A 16,624-nucleotide genomic window follows, 5' to 3' on the forward strand; every position below is an offset into this window, starting at 1 on the left:
ACAAAAAAGGCCACTCTTTCGAGTAGCCTTTTTCGATGTTTGGTTGCGGGAGCCGGATTTGAACCGACGACCTTCGGGTTATGAGCCCGACGAGCTACCAGACTGCTCCATCCCGCGTCTGTGTGTCGGCATTCTACAGAGGATCGGCGGGCTGTCAACCTTCAGCCCAGAGAAAACCTCTTCCCGTTCAATCGCTTAGCTTGAAAATAGGGCTGGGTGATTGGCTGTAAGGTCGGTGTGGCAAGGCTTTCAGCTCTATCGGGTGAGGCTTTTCGATTGAAAAAATAAATTCATCTGGCACTTTTCCTACGGGTGGAAAAGAACATTCGGAGTACTGGTGCTATATACAGGTGTCAGTGAGATACTGCCGATCTGACTCGCCAATACGCCATTTCTTCACCATGAACACTGCTTTTATATGACGCAGCGAAAAATCATCCACGTCGATTGTGACTGCTTCTACGCCGCCATCGAGATGCGTGACGACCCGCGCCTGGCCGGTAAACCCCTGGCGGTGGGTGGTTCGGCGGATCGACGTGGCGTGATCGCTACCTGCAATTATGAAGCGCGGGCTTATGGGGTGCGCTCGGCCATGTCTTCCGGACATGCCTTGAAGCTGTGCCCGGACCTGACCATCGTCAAGCCGCGCATGGAGGCCTATAGAGAGGCCTCTAAGGAAATTCACACGATCTTTCGCGATTACACCGACTTGATCGAGCCGCTTTCGCTGGATGAGGCCTACCTCGACGTGTCCGACAGCGCGCATTTCGGTGGCAGCGCCACGCGGATCGCCCAAGACATTCGCCGTCGCGTCTCTAATCAGCTGCACATCACTGTTTCGGCTGGGGTTGCGCCGAACAAGTTTCTGGCCAAGATCGCCAGCGACTGGAAGAAGCCCAACGGCTTGTTCGTCATTACGCCGGATCAGGTCGAGGATTTTGTCAGTGGTTTGTCGGTGAGCAAGTTGCACGGCGTTGGCAAAGTGACCGCAGACAAATTAGGCCGGCTTGGCATCGTCGATTGTTCGCATCTGCGCGAATGGGACAAGTTGGCGCTTGTGCGCGAATTCGGCAGCTTCGGCGAGCGACTCTGGAGCCTGGCCCGTGGGATCGATGACCGGTTGGTGCACAACGACAGTCGTCGGCAGTCGATCAGTGTCGAAAACACCTACGACGTGGATCTGCCAGACCTGGTGAGCTGCCTCGATAAATTGCCCGAGTTACTGGAAACCCTGGCCGGCCGCATGGCGCGAATCGACAGCAGCTATCGACCGGGCAAGCCGTTCGTCAAAGTGAAATTCCATGACTTCACCCAGACCACTCTGGAGCAGGCCGGGGCAGGGCGGGATTTGGGGAGCTATCAGTTATTGCTGACCCAGGCGTTCAATCGCGGCGGGAAACCGGTGCGGTTGTTGGGGGTTGGAGTGAGGCTGGAGGATTTGCGGGGCGGGTTTGAGCAGATGGAGTTGTTTGAGCGGTAGATTTGCGGTGAATGTCAGGGCCTCATCGCGAGCAGGCTCGCTCCCACATTGGATTTCGAAGCACCGAAGATCCCTGTGGGAGTGAGCCGGCTCCGGGCGGCGTTCCGACGATGCTTCTAGGCCTTAATTCGGTCCCGGATCCGCGACCAGTCGCCCGGCATTCTTGGTCAACGACTTGAGGAATTCGGTCTGCAACTCGGGATCGTTGCGCGTCAGTTCGATCAGGCTTTGTTCCAGCTCGGTGGCTTCTTCTTCCAGACCCAGTTCCGACAAGCGTTTGACCCGGTGTACCCACTGGCTCACTTCGTCGTCTTCGAGGTCGTCGTAAATCAGCCCGTGAGCTTCGAGCAGCTTGCCACGCAAGGAGCTACTGATCGCCAGGGACGAATCGGTGTGCACATTGTCCTGAGCGTCCTGGACACTGATCAGCAGCCGGCTCAAATGATTGATGTCATGTTCGGCGAACGGGCTGTCCAGCAGGTTCACGCGCAATACACCGTTTTTGTCGGTGCTCAGCTCGAACGTTTCCTTTCCGGCCTTGACCTCAACCGGGCGCTCGCTCCATGGCAGGCTCGAGTACTCGGTACGCTTGTCGAGCTGGACCTCGTCGATTCCCGCCAGGTTCTGCTGCGCGCGACCATGAGATTGCGTGTTCATGAACGGGTTGAGCCCGGCGAAACCATAGCTCAGCCAATCCTTGGTCACGCTGTCCGGCAGATTACCGAGAGCGAACACGTTGACCACGTTCGCACCGACGCCGGCCACTACGGCCACCGCACCCAGCGGAATCTCGTAAACCTCCCGCCAGGGTTGGTAAGGCGTGTAGCGGTCGTAGTGGCGTGTGACTTCGAATTCGGTGACTTCGAAAGTCTTCTGCTCGTGGATCTTCACCCGACGTTGCGGCAGCTCAAGCACCTTCGGCTCGCCGACATCAATCTGCAGGCTGTGATCGAGCAATTTACGCTCGACACGTTCCTCGTGCTCGCTGCGTTGTGACATGTGATTGGCACAGCCGCTGACCAGCAGGGTGCCGCACAGGGCGGCACCACCGAGGCCTAAGGTGTTTCGCTTGAACATGACTTCTCTATCTGGTGTCAGCGGCGGATACGGGACTGAAGGAAGGACAGCACGTCTGCGACCGGTAGCGCTTGCGCTTCGGGCTCGGTGCGGCTCTTGTATTCAAGATTGCCATCGGCGAGGCCGCGGTCACTGACCACTATCCGGTGAGGAATGCCGATCAGCTCCATGTCCGCGAACTTGATGCCCGGGCTGGTTTTCTTGTCGCGGTCGTCCAGCAGTACTTCGAAGCCGGCGGCAGTCAATTCTGCATACAGCTTGTCGGTGGCTTCGCGAACCTGTTCGGTTTCGTAGCGCAGCGGTACCAGAGCGATCTGGAACGGGGCCAGCGTGTCACTCCAGATGATCCCGTTGGCGTCGTTGTTCTGCTCGATGGCCGCAGCCACCACGCGGGAAACGCCGATGCCGTAGCAACCCATTTCCAGGGTGACTGGCTTGCCATTCTCGCCCAGCACTTCGCACTTCATCGCTTTGCTGTACTTGTTGCCCAGCTGGAAGATGTGCCCGACTTCGATGCCTCGCTTGATTTCCAGGGTGCCCTTGCCATCCGGGCTCGGGTCGCCGGCGACCACGTTACGCAGGTCGGCAACGGTCGGAACCGGCAGATCACGCTCCCAGTTCACGCCGAAATAGTGTTTGTCATCGATGTTGGCACCGATGCCGAAGTCGCTCATCAGCTCGACGGAACGGTCGATGATGATTGGCAGCGGCAGGTTCAACGGGCCGAGGGAGCCGGCACCGGCGCCAATGGCGTCGCGCAGTTCGGCTTCGGAGGCCATGACCAGCGGGCTGGCAACGCCAGGCTGGTTGCCGGCCTTGATTTCGTTCAGTTCGTGGTCGCCACGGATGATCAGGGCAATCAGCTTGCCTTTCTCTTCAGCGTGAACCACCAGGGTCTTGATGGTCTTTTCAATCGGCAGGTTGAAGCCTTCGACCAGTTGCGCGATGGTCTTGGCGTTCGGCGTGTCGACCAGGCGCAGCTCTTCGGCAGGCGCGGCGCGGGAGGTCTCGCGTGGCACGGCTTCGGCTTTCTCGATGTTCGCCGCGTAGTCGGAACCGTTGCTGAAGGCGATATCGTCTTCGCCGGATTCGGCCAGCACGTGGAACTCGTGGGAGCCGGCACCACCGATCGAGCCGTTGTCGGCTTCAACCGGGCGGAATTTCAGGCCCAGACGGGTGAACACGTTGCAATACGCCTGGTGCATGCGGTCATAGGTGACCTGCAGCGATGGCTGGTCAGCGTGGAAGGAGTAGGCGTCCTTCATGATGAATTCGCGACCGCGCATCAAACCGAAGCGTGGACGGATTTCGTCACGGAATTTGGTCTGGATCTGGTACAGGTTGATCGGCAGCTGTTTGTAGCTGCTCAGCTCGTTGCGCATCAGGTCAGTGATGACTTCTTCGTGGGTCGGGCCGGCGCAGAAATCGCGACCGTGGCGATCCTTGAAGCGCAACAATTCAGGGCCGTATTCTTCCCAGCGACCGGATTCCTGCCACAGCTCAGCCGGTTGGGTGCTCGGCATCAACACTTCGAGAGAGCCCGCGGCGTTCATTTCTTCACGAACGACGGCTTCGACCTTGCGCATCACTCGCAAGCCCATCGGCAGCCAGGTGTACAGGCCCGAGGCGAGTTTGCGGATCATGCCGGCGCGCAGCATCAGCTGATGGCTGATCACGACCGCGTCGGAAGGCGTTTCTTTCTGTGTGGCGAGCAAAAATTGACTGGTGCGCATGGTTGGCCGTTGTCGGTTGCTGATGACGAGAAATGACGGAGCATTGTACGGGCGAGATCTGCTGGCGTACAGGCGTGCGGTCGGCGGGGTGTGGCGGGAGGGCGGGAATCCCCGCGCCCTCTGCGCTGCTTCCTGCTAAAGAACCTACGATTCTTCCGCGACCTGGGTTGGAACCGGTTCTGGTGCCGGCGTTGGCGTCGGGCCTTCGCGGCGGCTCTCCTGGAACCAGTGCAACGCGATCAACAGCAGCGTCGGTACGCCCAGCAGGGCGGTGATCAGGAAGAAGTTGTGGTAACCGAATTTCTCCACCATGACCCCCGAGTAGCCGCCGATCAGGCGTGGCAACAAGAGCATGATCGAGCTGAGCAGGGCGTACTGGGTCGCGGAAAACTTCAAGTTGGTAAGGCTCGACAGGTAGGCGACAAACGCCGAGGTCGCCAGGCCCGAACTGAAGTTATCCAGGGAAATGGTGAGGATCAGCATGTTCAGGTTGGCGCCCATGTCGGCGAGCATCAGGAACAGCAGGTTGGTGCCGGCTGATGCAATGCCGCCGATGAGCAGAATCGGCAAGATGCCGAAGCGCACGATCAGCAGGCCACCCATGCCGGCGCCGACCAGGGTCATGATCAGGCCAAAGATCTTGCTGACGCTGGCAATCTGATCCTTGGTGAAGCCCTGGTCGATGTAGAACACGTTGGCCATCACGCCCATGACCGTATCGGACATCCGATAGGTGGCGATCAGCCCAAGCAGCAGGAACGCTTGCCAGCGGTAACGCAGAATGAAGTCGTTGATCGGCGTCAGCACCGGCGCCAGGCCACGACGGCCAATGGCCGACAGGCACAGAGCGGTGAGCGTGGTGTAGAGGATCGCGCGCAGGAACGCGCGGTCTTCGAGCAGCAGGTCGAGCACGCTCACGCCTTGGAAAAGCACGCTGGCGAAATCGGTGTTGTACAGCTGGGTGAACATGGCCGGCACGGAAACCAGCAGCACGATCAGCACAAACACTGAGGCCAGTTGATGCACAAAGCTGTAGCGCCCGGCCTGAAGCTGCGTACGCAGCGGCACCGGCGGTTCGCGCATGAAAAAGGAGGTCAGCAGCGCCGGAACCATCAAGGCGCCGAACAGGATGTAGGTGCCGGCCCATGCCGAATGCTTATAGTTGAAACCGGTTGAACCGAAGCCTTCAGCAAAGAACAGGGCGCCAGCGGTGGCCAGCAGCGCGGCGATCCGATAACCGGACATGTAACTGGCGGCGAGCGCGGCCTGACGGCTGTCTTCAGCGATTTCCAGGCGATAGGCGTCGACCGCGATGTCTTGCGTCGCCGAGGCGAAAGCAACGACCACAGCAATGGCGATCAGCCAGGACAAATGCTTTTGCGGGTCGCAGAAACCCATCCCGATCAGGCCGAGAATGACCAGTGCCTGGGAAAGCACCAGCCAGGAACGTCGGCGACCGAGCTTGCCGAGAAAAGGCAGGCGCCATTGGTCGAGCAGCGGTGACCAGACCCATTTAAAGGCGTAGGCCAGGCCGATCAGGCTTGCATAGCCGATGGTTTCGCGAGCAACGCCGGCTTCGCGCAGCCAGACCGAAAGTGTCGAAAACACCAGCATGTAGGGCAGGCCGGCGGCGAAACCAAGCAGCAACAGTACAAGCGTCGAGGGGCTGGCATAGGCGGCGAGCGCGGCGCGCCAGGTTTTACGGGGCATGGGCTGGAGTCTGCCTCAAGAAATACGGAAACAAAGCGCGCACTCTAACCGCTGTGCTCTACCGGGCGCCAGCCATGGCGCTGAATATCAACACGATTGTTCAGGATACTGATGCCCTCCATGCGCAAACGCGCGCGTTGTTCATCCCCTGAAGGGCTGCCTGCTGGCAGGCTGATACGCCCGCCGGCGCCGAGCACCCGGTGCCAGGGTAATTTGCTGTCGCCCGGCAGTTGGCTCAGTGTCCGTCCGACGAAGCGGGCGGCACGACCCAGTCCCGCCAGCTCGGCGAGTTGACCGTAGCTCACGACTTTGCCCTCCGGGACTTGCGCCAGTGTCAGGTACAGCGCCGTGCGTCGGATTTGCGCCGGACTATCGGTTTCAGTGGTTGAGTCGGTCACGTCGGCAGTTCCTGAAAAAGTTCGCCTTACCGTCTGTAGAGTAAATCCTGGATCACCCATTGAGAAATGAACTCAATAGAAATAGTCGGGTCAGTCCTTGTTAGGGCCTTATTCGTATGGATAATGCCGACTTTTTTTCGCAAACTTGAGCCTGTATTTGCTTATGTTGTCCAGAACCCTGCTGTGCCTCGCTGTCGTCAGCGCCTCCACGCCCTTGCTCGCCGATACCGTCTGGTTGAAGAACGGTGACAAGCTGAGCGGCAAGATCACCGTTTTCGATGGCGGCAAGCTGTTGATTCAGACTGAGTATGCCGGTTCCGTCCCGATCGACTGGAAACAGGTCAAAACCCTGGAAAGCGATCAGGAGTTGCTGGTCAAGCAGGATGCCTACACCGGTGAAAAGGCCAAGGCGCTGCATGCGGCAGAAGACGGCAAGGTCACCCTGGCCAACGGCGAGACACCCAAGACTGTGGAGCTGGCAAGCATTCAGCAGATTCTCAAGCCCAAGCCTGTCGTCGAGGATTTGGTGTGGAAGGGTAATATCGACGCGGCGCTGGATTATCAGCGGGCCGAGAAAGACACCGACGATTACGATATCGACTTCAAGACCACTGCGCGTCATGGCAGATGGCGGCACACCGCAGAAGGCGAGTACAACCGCGAATTTCAGGATAGCGTGGTCACTACCGACAACTGGCGGGGCGAATACTCGCTCGACCGATTCCTGACCGAAAAATGGTTCTGGCAAGGGCGCGCGGTCTATAAGCGCGACAAGGTCGAAGAGCTCTCTCGTCAGCGCACCGTCGGTACCGGTCCGGGTTACCAGTTCTGGGATAACGAGCTGGGCGCATTCTCGCTGGGCTCGCTAGTCAACCGCACGGACTATGAGTTCGCTGACGGCGGCAAAGAAAACTTCTATTCCGTGGCGATGAAGTGGGACTACAACCGCTACCTGATCGGTAAGAAGGTGGAGTTCTTCACCAATGGTGAAGTGGGCAAGCCGTTGTCGGGCGTGGCGGATTACGCGCTCGATGCCGAAATGGGCTTGCGCTACAAAGTGACCGAATGGGCGTCGCTTAACCTGAAGGCCGAGAGAGACATCATTAGCGGCACCGACGATGCTGATCTGGACAAGACCCGGTACACCGCTGGGTTTGGCGTGGCCTGGTAAGACGCAAAAAATCGCAGCCATGGGCTGCGATTTTTTTTGCCTGCAAAACAGACAGGCACAAAAAAGCCCCGCTTTTGAGGGCGGGGCTTTTTACTAAAGCAAGTACAAGTTAGATAACTTGAACTTCTTCAGCTTGCATGCCTTTCTGACCGCGGGTAGCGATGAAAGAAACCTGTTGGCCTTCTTTCAGGCTTTTGAAGCCGTCGGATTGGATAGCTTTGAAGTGAACGAACAGGTCGTCACCGGATTGTGGAGTGATGAAGCCGAAGCCTTTTTCATCGTTGAACCACTTAACGGTACCAGTTTGGCGATTAGACATGGTGTAACTCCTTGAACAAAGATAACTGCGACGCAGGAAGAACCCTGGCCGAGACTGAGTGCAAAGAGCAGGAAAAATTCTTGTAGATGGTTGGATCGAAATTCAACATATCGTGTAGAGATTCTCAGTGACACAAGCAGCACAGTGGCGCCACCTTAACCCTTTTTCCGGAACGTGCCAATGCTTGCGACGAAGGTTTCTCTGTTTTCATGACTGACGGTCCGCCGGTTTTCCCGCAAGGCCCGGAAATTACGGGGGATCGGCAAGATTTGTGCCCCGGACTTTGAACCCGAAGCGCGCGCCCGGTAAGATGCCGGACAGATTTTTTCCACCTCGCTATTCAGGACACCCGCCATGAGCATCAAATCGGACAAGTGGATTCGCCGCATGGCGCAAGAGCACGGCATGATCGAGCCCTTCGTAGAGCGCCAGGTGCGCGGCAGCGACGATAGCCGTGTGATCTCCTACGGCGTGTCAAGCTACGGCTACGATGTGCGCTGCACAAATCATTTCAAGGTGTTCACCAACATCAATTCGGCTATCGTCGACCCGAAAAACTTCGATGCCGGCAGCTTCGTCGACATCCACAGCGACGTGTGCATCATTCCGCCGAACTCCTTCGCCCTGGCCAGCACCGTCGAATATTTCCGCATTCCGCGTAATGTATTGACCATTTGCCTGGGTAAAAGCACCTATGCGCGCTGCGGTATCATCGTCAACGTCACGCCGCTTGAGCCTGAGTGGGAGGGTCATGTGACCCTGGAATTCTCCAACACCACCAATCTGCCGGCGAAAATCTACGCGAACGAAGGCGTGGCACAGATGCTGTTCCTTGAATCCGACGAAGAGTGCGAAGTGTCCTATAAGGACCGTGGCGGCAAGTATCAGGGCCAGCGCGGCGTTACGCTGCCACGCACCTGATCCGTTCGTCAGGCAAGTCGTGGGAATTCTTGAGCGGGTGGACACTCTATTGGGTGTACTGCCCGGTTCGCGCAACGCGGACGGGGCCATCGCTCAGGAGTGCCCTATGAAGATCGATCCGCGAATAAGTGCCGAACTGGCAAGGCTTGAGCCCAATCAGGTTGGCGTTTTGGCCTGGTCCTTGTTGGCACATCCACCTATCAGCACGGCGGGGGGCATCCCCGGTCAACCTGATCCCGATACCCCCAACGAACAACCCACCGAGCCTGGTGAGCCCACCTTGCCGGACGAGCCTCCTCCAGCGCCAGTTGTTTGATCGCCGCCTGCGAAAAACGAATGGCCAGTCAGCTGATGTCTTCAAAGACTTCAGCTGACTGGCCATATTTCGTTGTAGAGGTGGGAAGTGAGGTTATTTCAGGTTGCCGCTCAGGAACTGCTTCAACCGCTCACTCTTCGGATTGCCCAGCACGTCGTCCGGCGCACCTTCTTCCTCTACCAGCCCTTGGTGCAGGAACAACACCTGACTCGATACCTTGCGGGCGAAGCTCATTTCGTGGGTCACCATGATCATGGTCCGGCCTTCCTCGGCCAGACCCTGAATCACGCGCAGTACTTCGCCCACCAGTTCCGGGTCGAGTGCCGAGGTCGGTTCGTCGAACAGCATGACTTCCGGTTCCATCGCCAACGCGCGGGCAATCGCCACCCGTTGCTGCTGACCGCCAGACAGAAATGCCGGGTACTGATCGGCAACCCGCGCCGCCAGGCCCACCTTGTCGAGATAGCGCCGGGCACGGTCTTCGGCTTCCTCCTTGCTGCACCCCAACACCCGGCGCGGGGCCATGGTGATGTTTTCCAGCACCGTCATGTGGCTCCACAGGTTGAAGTGCTGGAACACCATGGCCAGGCGGGTGCGGATCCGTTGCAGTTCATCGGCGTCGGCCACGTGCATGCCGTGGCGATCCTTGATCATGCGGATGTTCTGGCCGTCCAGGCTCATGGCGCCGTCGTTGGGCTGTTCGAGAAAGTTGATGCAACGCAGGAAGGTGCTTTTGCCCGAGCCGCTGGCGCCAATCAGACTGATGACGTCGCCGGTGTTGGCCTTGAGCGAAACGCCTTTGAGTACTTCATGTTCGCCATAGCTTTTGTGCAGGCCTTCAATGGTCAGTTTGTACATGGGGCATGCATCCTCAAGGCGAAAGTAGATAGCCGCTGCGATAGGCTTCGGTGCCCGCAATGTGGGCGATCACCATGCCGGCAGTGGCCATGCGCCGTAGCGAACGGGCGTACATCAACCCGGCAACGGTGCAATGAACGGGGGTGACGCGGTCAAAGATCGGGTCGATGATTTCAGCGATCAGTTGCCCGGCTTCGAGGTATTCCCCTGGCAGCGCGGTGAACACCAGCAGCCCGCCGACCGGTGTCGCCACCGGTTCAACGCCGGCAAGCGGCGTAGCCGGGTAGGGCAGTTCAGGCAGCGAAGCGGGTTCGCCAGCGATGGCGCCGAAGTGAATCAGGTAATTGATCAACGCCTGGCAATCGAGGCTGGCCAATGGATGATTGACGTCACCCTGACCGCGCAATTCGACGGTGACCGAGAAACTGCCCAGCGGAATGTCGAAGTGTTCGCCGAAGCGCTCCTTCAACTGCCACCAGAGCAGAGTGAAGCATTCATCGAACGACTGACCGCCGGAGTCGGTAGCCAGCAGGCTGGCTTCGGCACCGATGTACCGCGCCAGTGGCTCGACCTGCGGCCAGGCCTCGGGCGTGGTGTAAAGGTGGGCGACCGCTTCGAAATCACAATGCAGGTCCAGCACCATGTCGGCATCGCAGGCCAGCCGTTGCAGCGCCAGGCGCTGGGATTGCAGTTGCGTGCTGGCCGTCTGTTGGGCGAGGGCATTGCGCAGGCTGCTGCGAATCAGTTCGAGGTTGTGCTGCGGATCGTCGCCGAGCAGGCCTTCGATCTCGTTGCCGACGGTTTCGCTCAGATCGACGAACCAGCGGTTGAAGTTCTGCCCGCTTTCGAGGTCGTAACGGCCCAGCGGCACATCCATCAGCACTTGTTCGAGGCCGACCGGGTTGGCTACCGGGACTAGTACGATTTCGCTGCGCAGACGGCCAGCGGCTTCAAGTTCCGCCAGACGCTGCTTGAGGTGCCAGGCAACCAGCATGCCCGGCATTTCGTCGGCATGCAGGGATGACTGAATGTAGATCTTGCCTTTGGCCGATGAGGGGCCGAAGTGAAAGCTGTGAATCTGTCGAGCGGTCCCCGGCAGCGGGGCCAGCAGGTCATGAATCTGGTGGCGCATGTCTCTTTATCCCTAAAGCGGGTCCTAGTGGGTCGGCCCGAGGAAGGCCAGCCATCGGCGTTCGGCGAGGCGGAACAGGCCGACCAGCGCAAAGGTAACGGTCAGGTAGATCAGCGCGGCGATGCCGAACGACTGGAAGGTCAGGAAGGTCGCCGAGTTGGCGTCCCGCGCGACTTTCAATATGTCCGGGATGGTCGCGGTGAAGGCCACGGTGGTCGAGTGCAGCATCAAAATCACTTCGTTGCTGTAATAAGGCAACGAACGACGCAGGGCCGAAGGCATGATCACGTAGGCATACAGCTTCCAGCCTGTCAGACCGTAAGCCTTGGCCGCTTCGACTTCACCGTGAGCCATGCTGCGAATCGCCCCGGCGAAAATCTCCGTGGTGTAGGCGCAGGTGTTCAGGGCGAAGGCCAGGATCGTGCAGTTCATCGCATCACGGAAGAACGCATCCAGTACCGGTTGTGCGCGGATGGCGGCCAGGCTGTAGATGCCGGTGTAGCAAATCAGCAGCTGGATATACAACGGCGTCCCGCGAAACAGATAGGTGTAGAACTGTACCGGCCAGCGGATGTAGAACTGCGGCGAGACCCGAGCGATGGACAGCGGAATCGACACCAGGAAACCGATGAAGATCGACGCGCTGAGCAGCCACATGGTCATGGCCAGGCCGGTGATGTTGTAGCCGTCGGTATAAAGGAAAGCTTTCCAGTATTCCTGCAAGAGTTCGATCATCGTACGGCCTCCCGGGAACCGGCGGCATAGCGGCGTTCGAGCCAGCGCAGGACGAAGTTGGAGGCGCTGGTGATCAGCAGGTAAATCAGCGCTGCAAGCACCAGGAAGTAGAACAGCTGATAAGTGCTTTTACCGGCATCCTGCGCCGCCTTGACCAGGTCGGCGAGGCCGATGATTGAGACCAGAGCGGTGGCCTTGAGCATCACCATCCAGTTGTTACCGATACCCGGCAGGGCAAAACGCATCATCTGCGGGAACACCACGATCCAGAAACGCTGTCCGCGCTTGAGGCCATACGCGGTTGCCGCTTCGACCTGGCCCCGCGGGACCGCGAGAATCGCGCCACGGAAGGTTTCGGTGAAGTACGCGCCATAAATGAAGCCCAGGGTGATGACCCCGGCGCTGAACGGGTTGATCTCGATGTATTCCCATTCCATTAAGTCGGTAAACGACGTCAACCAGGTCTGCAGGCTGTAGAAGATCAACAGCATCAGCACCAGGTCCGGCACACCGCGAATCAGCGTGGTGTAGAGCTGGGCCGGAACCCGCACCAGTTTGACTTTTGACAGCTTGGCACTGGCGCCGAGCAGCCCGAGCAATACGGCCACCAACAGCGACAACACCGATAATTTGATGGTCATCCAGGTGCCTTCCATCAGCAACGGACCAAAGCCCTTGAGGCTGAAGGCTGAGAGCCCCAGGTTTTGTAGTAGGTTTTCGAACATAAATCAGCAACCTGATCGGATAAAAAAAGCGCCCATCGCGAGATGGGCGCCGGGCATTATTTGCCGCTGTACAGATTCAGATCGCCAAAGTGTTTCTTCTGAATGGTGGCGTAGGTGCCATCGTCGTGTAACGCTTTGATACCTTTATCCAAAAGTGCCTTGAGGTCTTTGTTACCTTTCGAGATACCGACAGCCGTTTTGGCTGGCAGCAATTCGCTGTCTACCGGCTTGCTGATTTCGTAATCGGCGCCATTTGGCGACTTCAAAAAGCCCAGCTCGGCCTGCAGCATGTCCTGGATGCCGGCGTCGAGACGACCGGAAGTCAGGTCGGAATACACTTGGTCCTGGTTCTGATAGGCCTGGGTTTTCACGCCCGCCTTGTCCAGAACGGCTTTGGCATAGGCTTCCTGGATGGTGCCTTGTTCGTAGCCGACCGTTTTGCCCTTGAGCGAAGCGACGTCTGCGGTGACGCCAGAACCTTTCTTGGACACGTATGCGGTTGGGCCGGAGAACAGCTCGCTGGAGAAATCGATGACTTTTTCGCGGGCCGGGGTGACGGTCATCGAAGAGATCACACCGTCGAATTTATTGGCCTTCAGGCCCGGAATCATGCCGTCGAAATCGCTTTCGACCCATTTGCACTTGACCTTCAGCTCGGCGCAGATCGCGTTACCCAGATCGATGTCGAAGCCTACCAGGCTACCGTCAGCCGCTTTTGACTCAAACGGAGCGTAGGAAGGATCAACGCCAAAACGCAATTCCTTGTATTCCTTGGCCAGCGCGGAACCGGCTGCCATGCACAACGCCAGTGCAGAAAGGGTCAGCAATGCTTTTTTCATTATTCAATCCCTAAAAACCAATATGAGCGCTTGTGGCGCAGAATTATTGTTACTGGAAAGCGTAAGACCCTATGAAAGTAGCAATTTCCGAACCAGAGTCCCGAACAAGTGTTTTAAAAGGTGATTCAAGAAATGGCAAGGAGGGATTTGTGCACGAAAACGGGCGTCGGAAAATAGCTGCACCAACTTGGTTCAGGATGGCGCAGATCCATGTGGGAGTGAGCCTGCTCGCGATAGCGGAGTGTCAGGCAGTAAAGTGTTTCCTGATACACCGCTATCGCGAGCAGGCTCGCTCCCACAGGGAACTTGGTTAGCCCAGTAAGTCCTGCAGAGTTGCGAGATTGTCCGCCTCTTCGACCGACTTGTCCTGCCGCCAGCGCAACATCCTCGGAAACCGCACCGCAATCCCGCTCTTGTGTCGCCTGGACAGGGCGATGCCCTCAAATCCCAGTTCAAACACCAGACTCGGCGTCACACTGCTCACCGGCCCGAATGTCTCTACGGTGGTCTTGCGCACGATGCTGTCGACCTGGCGCATTTCTTCGTCTGTCAGCCCTGAATAGGCCTTGGCAAACGGCACCAGTGCGCGTTCGCTCGCGTCAGGCGGCCCGTCCCACACGGCGAAGGTGTAATCGCTGAAGAGACTGGCGCGGCGACCATGGCCGCGTTGCGCATAAATCAGCACCGCGTCGACGCTGAACGGGTCGACTTTCCATTTCCACCAGACGCCCATGTCCTTGGTCCGCCCGACGCCATATAACGCATCCCGGGCCTTGAGCATCATGCCTTCGACACCGAGCTTGCGGGAGGCTTGCCGCTGTCGGGCGAGGTCAAACCAGTCTTCGCCGGTGAGTACCGGTGAGGCGAGTAACACCGGGTTGTTGCTTCTGGCGACGACATGCTCCAGTTGAGTGCGACGCTTGGCCTGAGGCTGGTTGCGCCAGTCTTCACCCAGCCATTCCAGCAGGTCGTAGGCGAGGATCACCACCGGCACTTCTTCGAGGATTTTTTTGTCCAGGGTTTTACGGCTGATCCGCTGTTGCAGCAGCGCGAAAGGCTTTGCCGCGGGCGAAACCGGGGAATGAGGGTTGAAGGCATCCTCGGTGGTGGGTTGTCCGGTTTTCCAGGCGACGATTTCACCGTCGATCACCGTACCCTCAGGCAAGCAGTGAACCAGACTGTCGAGTTCGGGGAAGCGCTCGGTGACCAGCTCTTCACCTCGCGACCAGATCCACAGTCGTCCGTCGCGTTTGACCACCTGGGCGCGGATGCCGTCCCACTTCCATTCCACTTGCCAATCGCTGGCCGGGCCGAGCAGGGCTTCGAATTGTTCAACGGGTTGTGATAGCGCGTGAGCGAGGAAAAACGGATAGGGCTGACCGCCCCGTTGGGCATGTTCGTCAGACGATTCGGCGGCGATCAACTTCAAATAATCCGGCGCGTTCGGGTGGTTGGACAGGTCGGTGTAACCCACCAGTCGCTGGGCGACGCGTTTGCTGTCGAGCCCGGCCATGGCCGCCAAGGCGCGGGTGACCAGCAACTTGGAGACGCCGACGCGGAAACTGCCGGTGATCAATTTGATGCACAGCATCAGGCTCTGGCGGTCCAGTTGCGACCACAGGGCAGGCAGTCGCTCGGCCAGGACTTGCGGGGTTTCACCGCGCAGCGGCAGCAGTTTGTCTTCAATCCAGACGGCCAATCCATCGTTGGAGCTGTGAAGCGCTTCGGGCAGCACCAGCGAAATGGTTTCCGCCAGATCGCCGACCGCCTGATAACTCTCTTCGAACAGCCACGGCGCGAGTCCGGAGATCTCCACCGCCAACTCTCGCAGGATGCGCACCGGCACCAGTTGCCGAGGCCGCCCGCCGGACAAAAAGTAAACAGCCCATGCGGCATCTTCCGGCGCGGCCTCGGCGAAGTAGTGTTGCATCGCCGCCAGTTTGGCGTTGCTCGACGTCGTGGCATCGAGTTCGGCGTACAACTCGGCGAACGCCTTCATGCCAGCACCTCGGCGCTCTCGGGTTCGACGGCTGCGTTTTCTTCCTCATCGTCGCCGTACTCGGTGCTGAAACTCATGGCATCGAGACCCTGTTCGCGCAGATGGCGCACCAGTACGCCGACCGAACCGTGGGTCACCCTCACGCGCTCAGCACCGGTCTGTTCGATGGCCCAGAGCAGGCCGGGCCAGTCGGCATGGTCAGACAGAACGAAGCCACGATCCACACCACGTCGCCGCCGTGTGCCACGCAAACGCATCCAGCCGCTGGCGAAGCCGTCGCTGTAGTCACCGAAGCGACGCATCCAGGTGCTGCCGCCGGCCGAAGGCGGGGCCAGGACCAACGCCTTGCGCATCATGGGGTCGCTCTTTTTTACCTCGCCGGCATAGATTGTTGGCGGTAAATAAATACCACCTTCGCGATAAACCTGATTGAGCGGTTCCACGGCGCCATGCACCAGAATGGGGCCGATGCTGGCATCGATACCGTGGAGAATTCGCTGCGCCTTGCCGAACGCATAGCAGAATAAAACGCTGGTTTTGTCGGCGGCGGCGTTGGCTTGCCACCACTGATTGATCTCGGCAAAGACGTGCGCCTGGGGCTGCCAGCGATAAATCGGCAGGCCGAAGGTCGATTCAGTGATGAAGGTATCGCAGCGCACGGGTTCGAACGGTGCGCAGGTACCGTCGGGCTCGATCTTGTAGTCACCCGAGGCGACCCAGACTTCGCCGCCGTATTCCAGACGCACCTGTGCCGAGCCGAGGACATGGCCGGCGGGGTGAAAACTCAAGGTGACGCCATGGTGGGTCAGGGGTTGACCGTAGGGCAGGGTTTGCAGGTTGATGTCCTGGCCCAATCGCACACGCAAAATCCCTTCGCCGGGAGCGGCCGCCAGATAATGCTGATTGCCGGTGCGGGCATGGTCGCCGTGAGCGTGGGTGATGATTGAACGTTCGACCGGTCGCCACGGGTCGATGTAGAAATCTCCAGCCGGGCAGTACAAACCTTCAGGACGCGCGATAACAAGATCCATGTTGTTACCAAAATCGAGGGACTTGTTAGCTATGAGGTTTGCGCGAGACTAGAAGTTCTATTTATTTTTCAGAGATCAGAAGCAAAAGATCGCAGCCTCGTTTCACTCGACAGCTCCTACATTGAAATGCGTATCCCCTGTAGGAGCTGTCGAGTGAAACGAGGCTGCGATCTTTTGATC

Annotated in this window: 16 protein-coding genes and 1 tRNA gene; 4 read left to right on the top strand and 13 right to left on the bottom strand. The window is 58.7% G+C overall.

Annotated elements, in window-relative coordinates; translation table 11 throughout:
- Positions 1-40 precede the first annotated feature (40 nt).
- Positions 41-117 (bottom strand) — tRNA-Met (locus tag ACYZTZ_RS03240).
- A 301-nt stretch (positions 118-418) separates the two neighbouring features.
- On the opposite strand from ACYZTZ_RS03240, the gene dinB reads away from it, so the two are divergent.
- On the top strand, positions 419-1,480 hold the full coding sequence (dinB, locus tag ACYZTZ_RS03245) for a DNA polymerase IV (protein ID WP_461997190.1): 1,062 nt from the start codon (positions 419-421) through the stop codon (positions 1,478-1,480).
- A gap of 123 nt (positions 1,481-1,603) precedes the next feature.
- Here dinB and ACYZTZ_RS03250 read toward each other — a convergent pair whose 3' ends face one another.
- The 4 genes from ACYZTZ_RS03250 to ACYZTZ_RS03265 all read right to left on the bottom strand — a co-directional run bounded on the left by ACYZTZ_RS03250 (position 1,604) and on the right by ACYZTZ_RS03265 (position 6,398).
- Entirely contained in the window at positions 1,604-2,557 is a 954-nt protein-coding gene (locus tag ACYZTZ_RS03250) for a hypothetical protein (RefSeq protein ID WP_046046263.1), read from the bottom strand.
- Between the two features lie 17 nt (positions 2,558-2,574).
- Positions 2,575-4,290 carry a proline--tRNA ligase gene (locus ACYZTZ_RS03255; protein ID WP_461997191.1) on the bottom strand — a complete coding sequence of 572 codons (1,716 nt, stop codon included), beginning with the start codon at positions 4,288-4,290 and terminating at the stop codon, positions 2,575-2,577.
- 144 nt (positions 4,291-4,434) lie between these two features.
- The gene (locus ACYZTZ_RS03260; RefSeq protein WP_461997192.1) at positions 4,435-6,000 is read right to left on the bottom strand and encodes an AmpG family muropeptide MFS transporter; all 1,566 of its coding nucleotides are present in this window, start codon (positions 5,998-6,000) and stop codon (positions 4,435-4,437) included.
- 44 nt (positions 6,001-6,044) lie between these two features.
- On the bottom strand, positions 6,045-6,398 hold the full coding sequence (locus ACYZTZ_RS03265) for an MGMT family protein (RefSeq protein ID WP_008153938.1): 354 nt from the start codon (positions 6,396-6,398) through the stop codon (positions 6,045-6,047).
- A gap of 163 nt (positions 6,399-6,561) precedes the next feature.
- On the opposite strand from ACYZTZ_RS03265, the gene ACYZTZ_RS03270 reads away from it, so the two are divergent.
- Positions 6,562-7,569 (top strand): DUF481 domain-containing protein, encoded by a 1,008-nt coding sequence (locus tag ACYZTZ_RS03270; protein WP_461997193.1) that lies wholly within the window; start codon positions 6,562-6,564, stop codon positions 7,567-7,569.
- Between the two features lie 109 nt (positions 7,570-7,678).
- On the opposite strand, the gene ACYZTZ_RS03275 is transcribed toward ACYZTZ_RS03270, so the two are convergent.
- The gene (locus ACYZTZ_RS03275; protein ID WP_002554837.1) at positions 7,679-7,888 is read right to left on the bottom strand and encodes a cold-shock protein; all 210 of its coding nucleotides are present in this window, start codon (positions 7,886-7,888) and stop codon (positions 7,679-7,681) included.
- A 354-nt stretch (positions 7,889-8,242) separates the two neighbouring features.
- On the opposite strand from ACYZTZ_RS03275, the gene dcd reads away from it, so the two are divergent.
- Both dcd and ACYZTZ_RS03285 read left to right on the top strand, forming a co-directional pair.
- A complete protein-coding gene (gene dcd, locus ACYZTZ_RS03280; protein WP_007904652.1) occupies positions 8,243-8,809 on the top strand; it encodes a dCTP deaminase in 567 nt (188 codons plus the stop codon).
- A 106-nt stretch (positions 8,810-8,915) separates the two neighbouring features.
- Positions 8,916-9,125 (top strand): hypothetical protein, encoded by a 210-nt coding sequence (locus ACYZTZ_RS03285; RefSeq protein WP_046046259.1) that lies wholly within the window; start codon positions 8,916-8,918, stop codon positions 9,123-9,125.
- Between the two features lie 93 nt (positions 9,126-9,218).
- Here ACYZTZ_RS03285 and ACYZTZ_RS03290 read toward each other — a convergent pair whose 3' ends face one another.
- The 7 genes from ACYZTZ_RS03290 to ACYZTZ_RS03320 all read right to left on the bottom strand — a co-directional run bounded on the left by ACYZTZ_RS03290 (position 9,219) and on the right by ACYZTZ_RS03320 (position 16,444).
- Positions 9,219-9,983 (bottom strand): ABC transporter ATP-binding protein, encoded by a 765-nt coding sequence (locus tag ACYZTZ_RS03290; protein WP_461997194.1) that lies wholly within the window; start codon positions 9,981-9,983, stop codon positions 9,219-9,221.
- Positions 9,984-9,996: 13 nt separating this feature from the next.
- Complete coding sequence (locus ACYZTZ_RS03295; RefSeq protein ID WP_461997195.1) at positions 9,997-11,115, bottom strand: succinylglutamate desuccinylase/aspartoacylase family protein; 1,119 nt, start codon at positions 11,113-11,115, stop codon at positions 9,997-9,999.
- 24 nt (positions 11,116-11,139) lie between these two features.
- Positions 11,140-11,850: an ABC transporter permease gene (locus ACYZTZ_RS03300; protein ID WP_461997196.1), complete on the bottom strand. Its 711-nt coding sequence runs from the start codon at positions 11,848-11,850 to the stop codon at positions 11,140-11,142.
- On the bottom strand, positions 11,847-12,575 hold the full coding sequence (locus tag ACYZTZ_RS03305; RefSeq protein ID WP_461997197.1) for an ABC transporter permease: 729 nt from the start codon (positions 12,573-12,575) through the stop codon (positions 11,847-11,849). The genes ACYZTZ_RS03300 and ACYZTZ_RS03305 overlap by 4 nt, the downstream gene beginning before the upstream one ends.
- 56 nt (positions 12,576-12,631) lie before the next feature.
- Entirely contained in the window at positions 12,632-13,414 is a 783-nt protein-coding gene (locus ACYZTZ_RS03310) for a transporter substrate-binding domain-containing protein (RefSeq protein WP_150654864.1), read from the bottom strand.
- Positions 13,415-13,724: 310 nt separating this feature from the next.
- Positions 13,725-15,413 carry an ATP-dependent DNA ligase gene (locus ACYZTZ_RS03315; RefSeq protein WP_461997198.1) on the bottom strand — a complete coding sequence of 563 codons (1,689 nt, stop codon included), beginning with the start codon at positions 15,411-15,413 and terminating at the stop codon, positions 13,725-13,727.
- On the bottom strand, positions 15,410-16,444 hold the full coding sequence (locus ACYZTZ_RS03320; RefSeq protein ID WP_461997199.1) for a ligase-associated DNA damage response exonuclease: 1,035 nt from the start codon (positions 16,442-16,444) through the stop codon (positions 15,410-15,412). The genes ACYZTZ_RS03315 and ACYZTZ_RS03320 overlap by 4 nt, the downstream gene beginning before the upstream one ends.
- Positions 16,445-16,624 lie beyond the last annotated feature (180 nt).

This window comes from Pseudomonas sp. LB3P58, assembly GCF_054897895.1.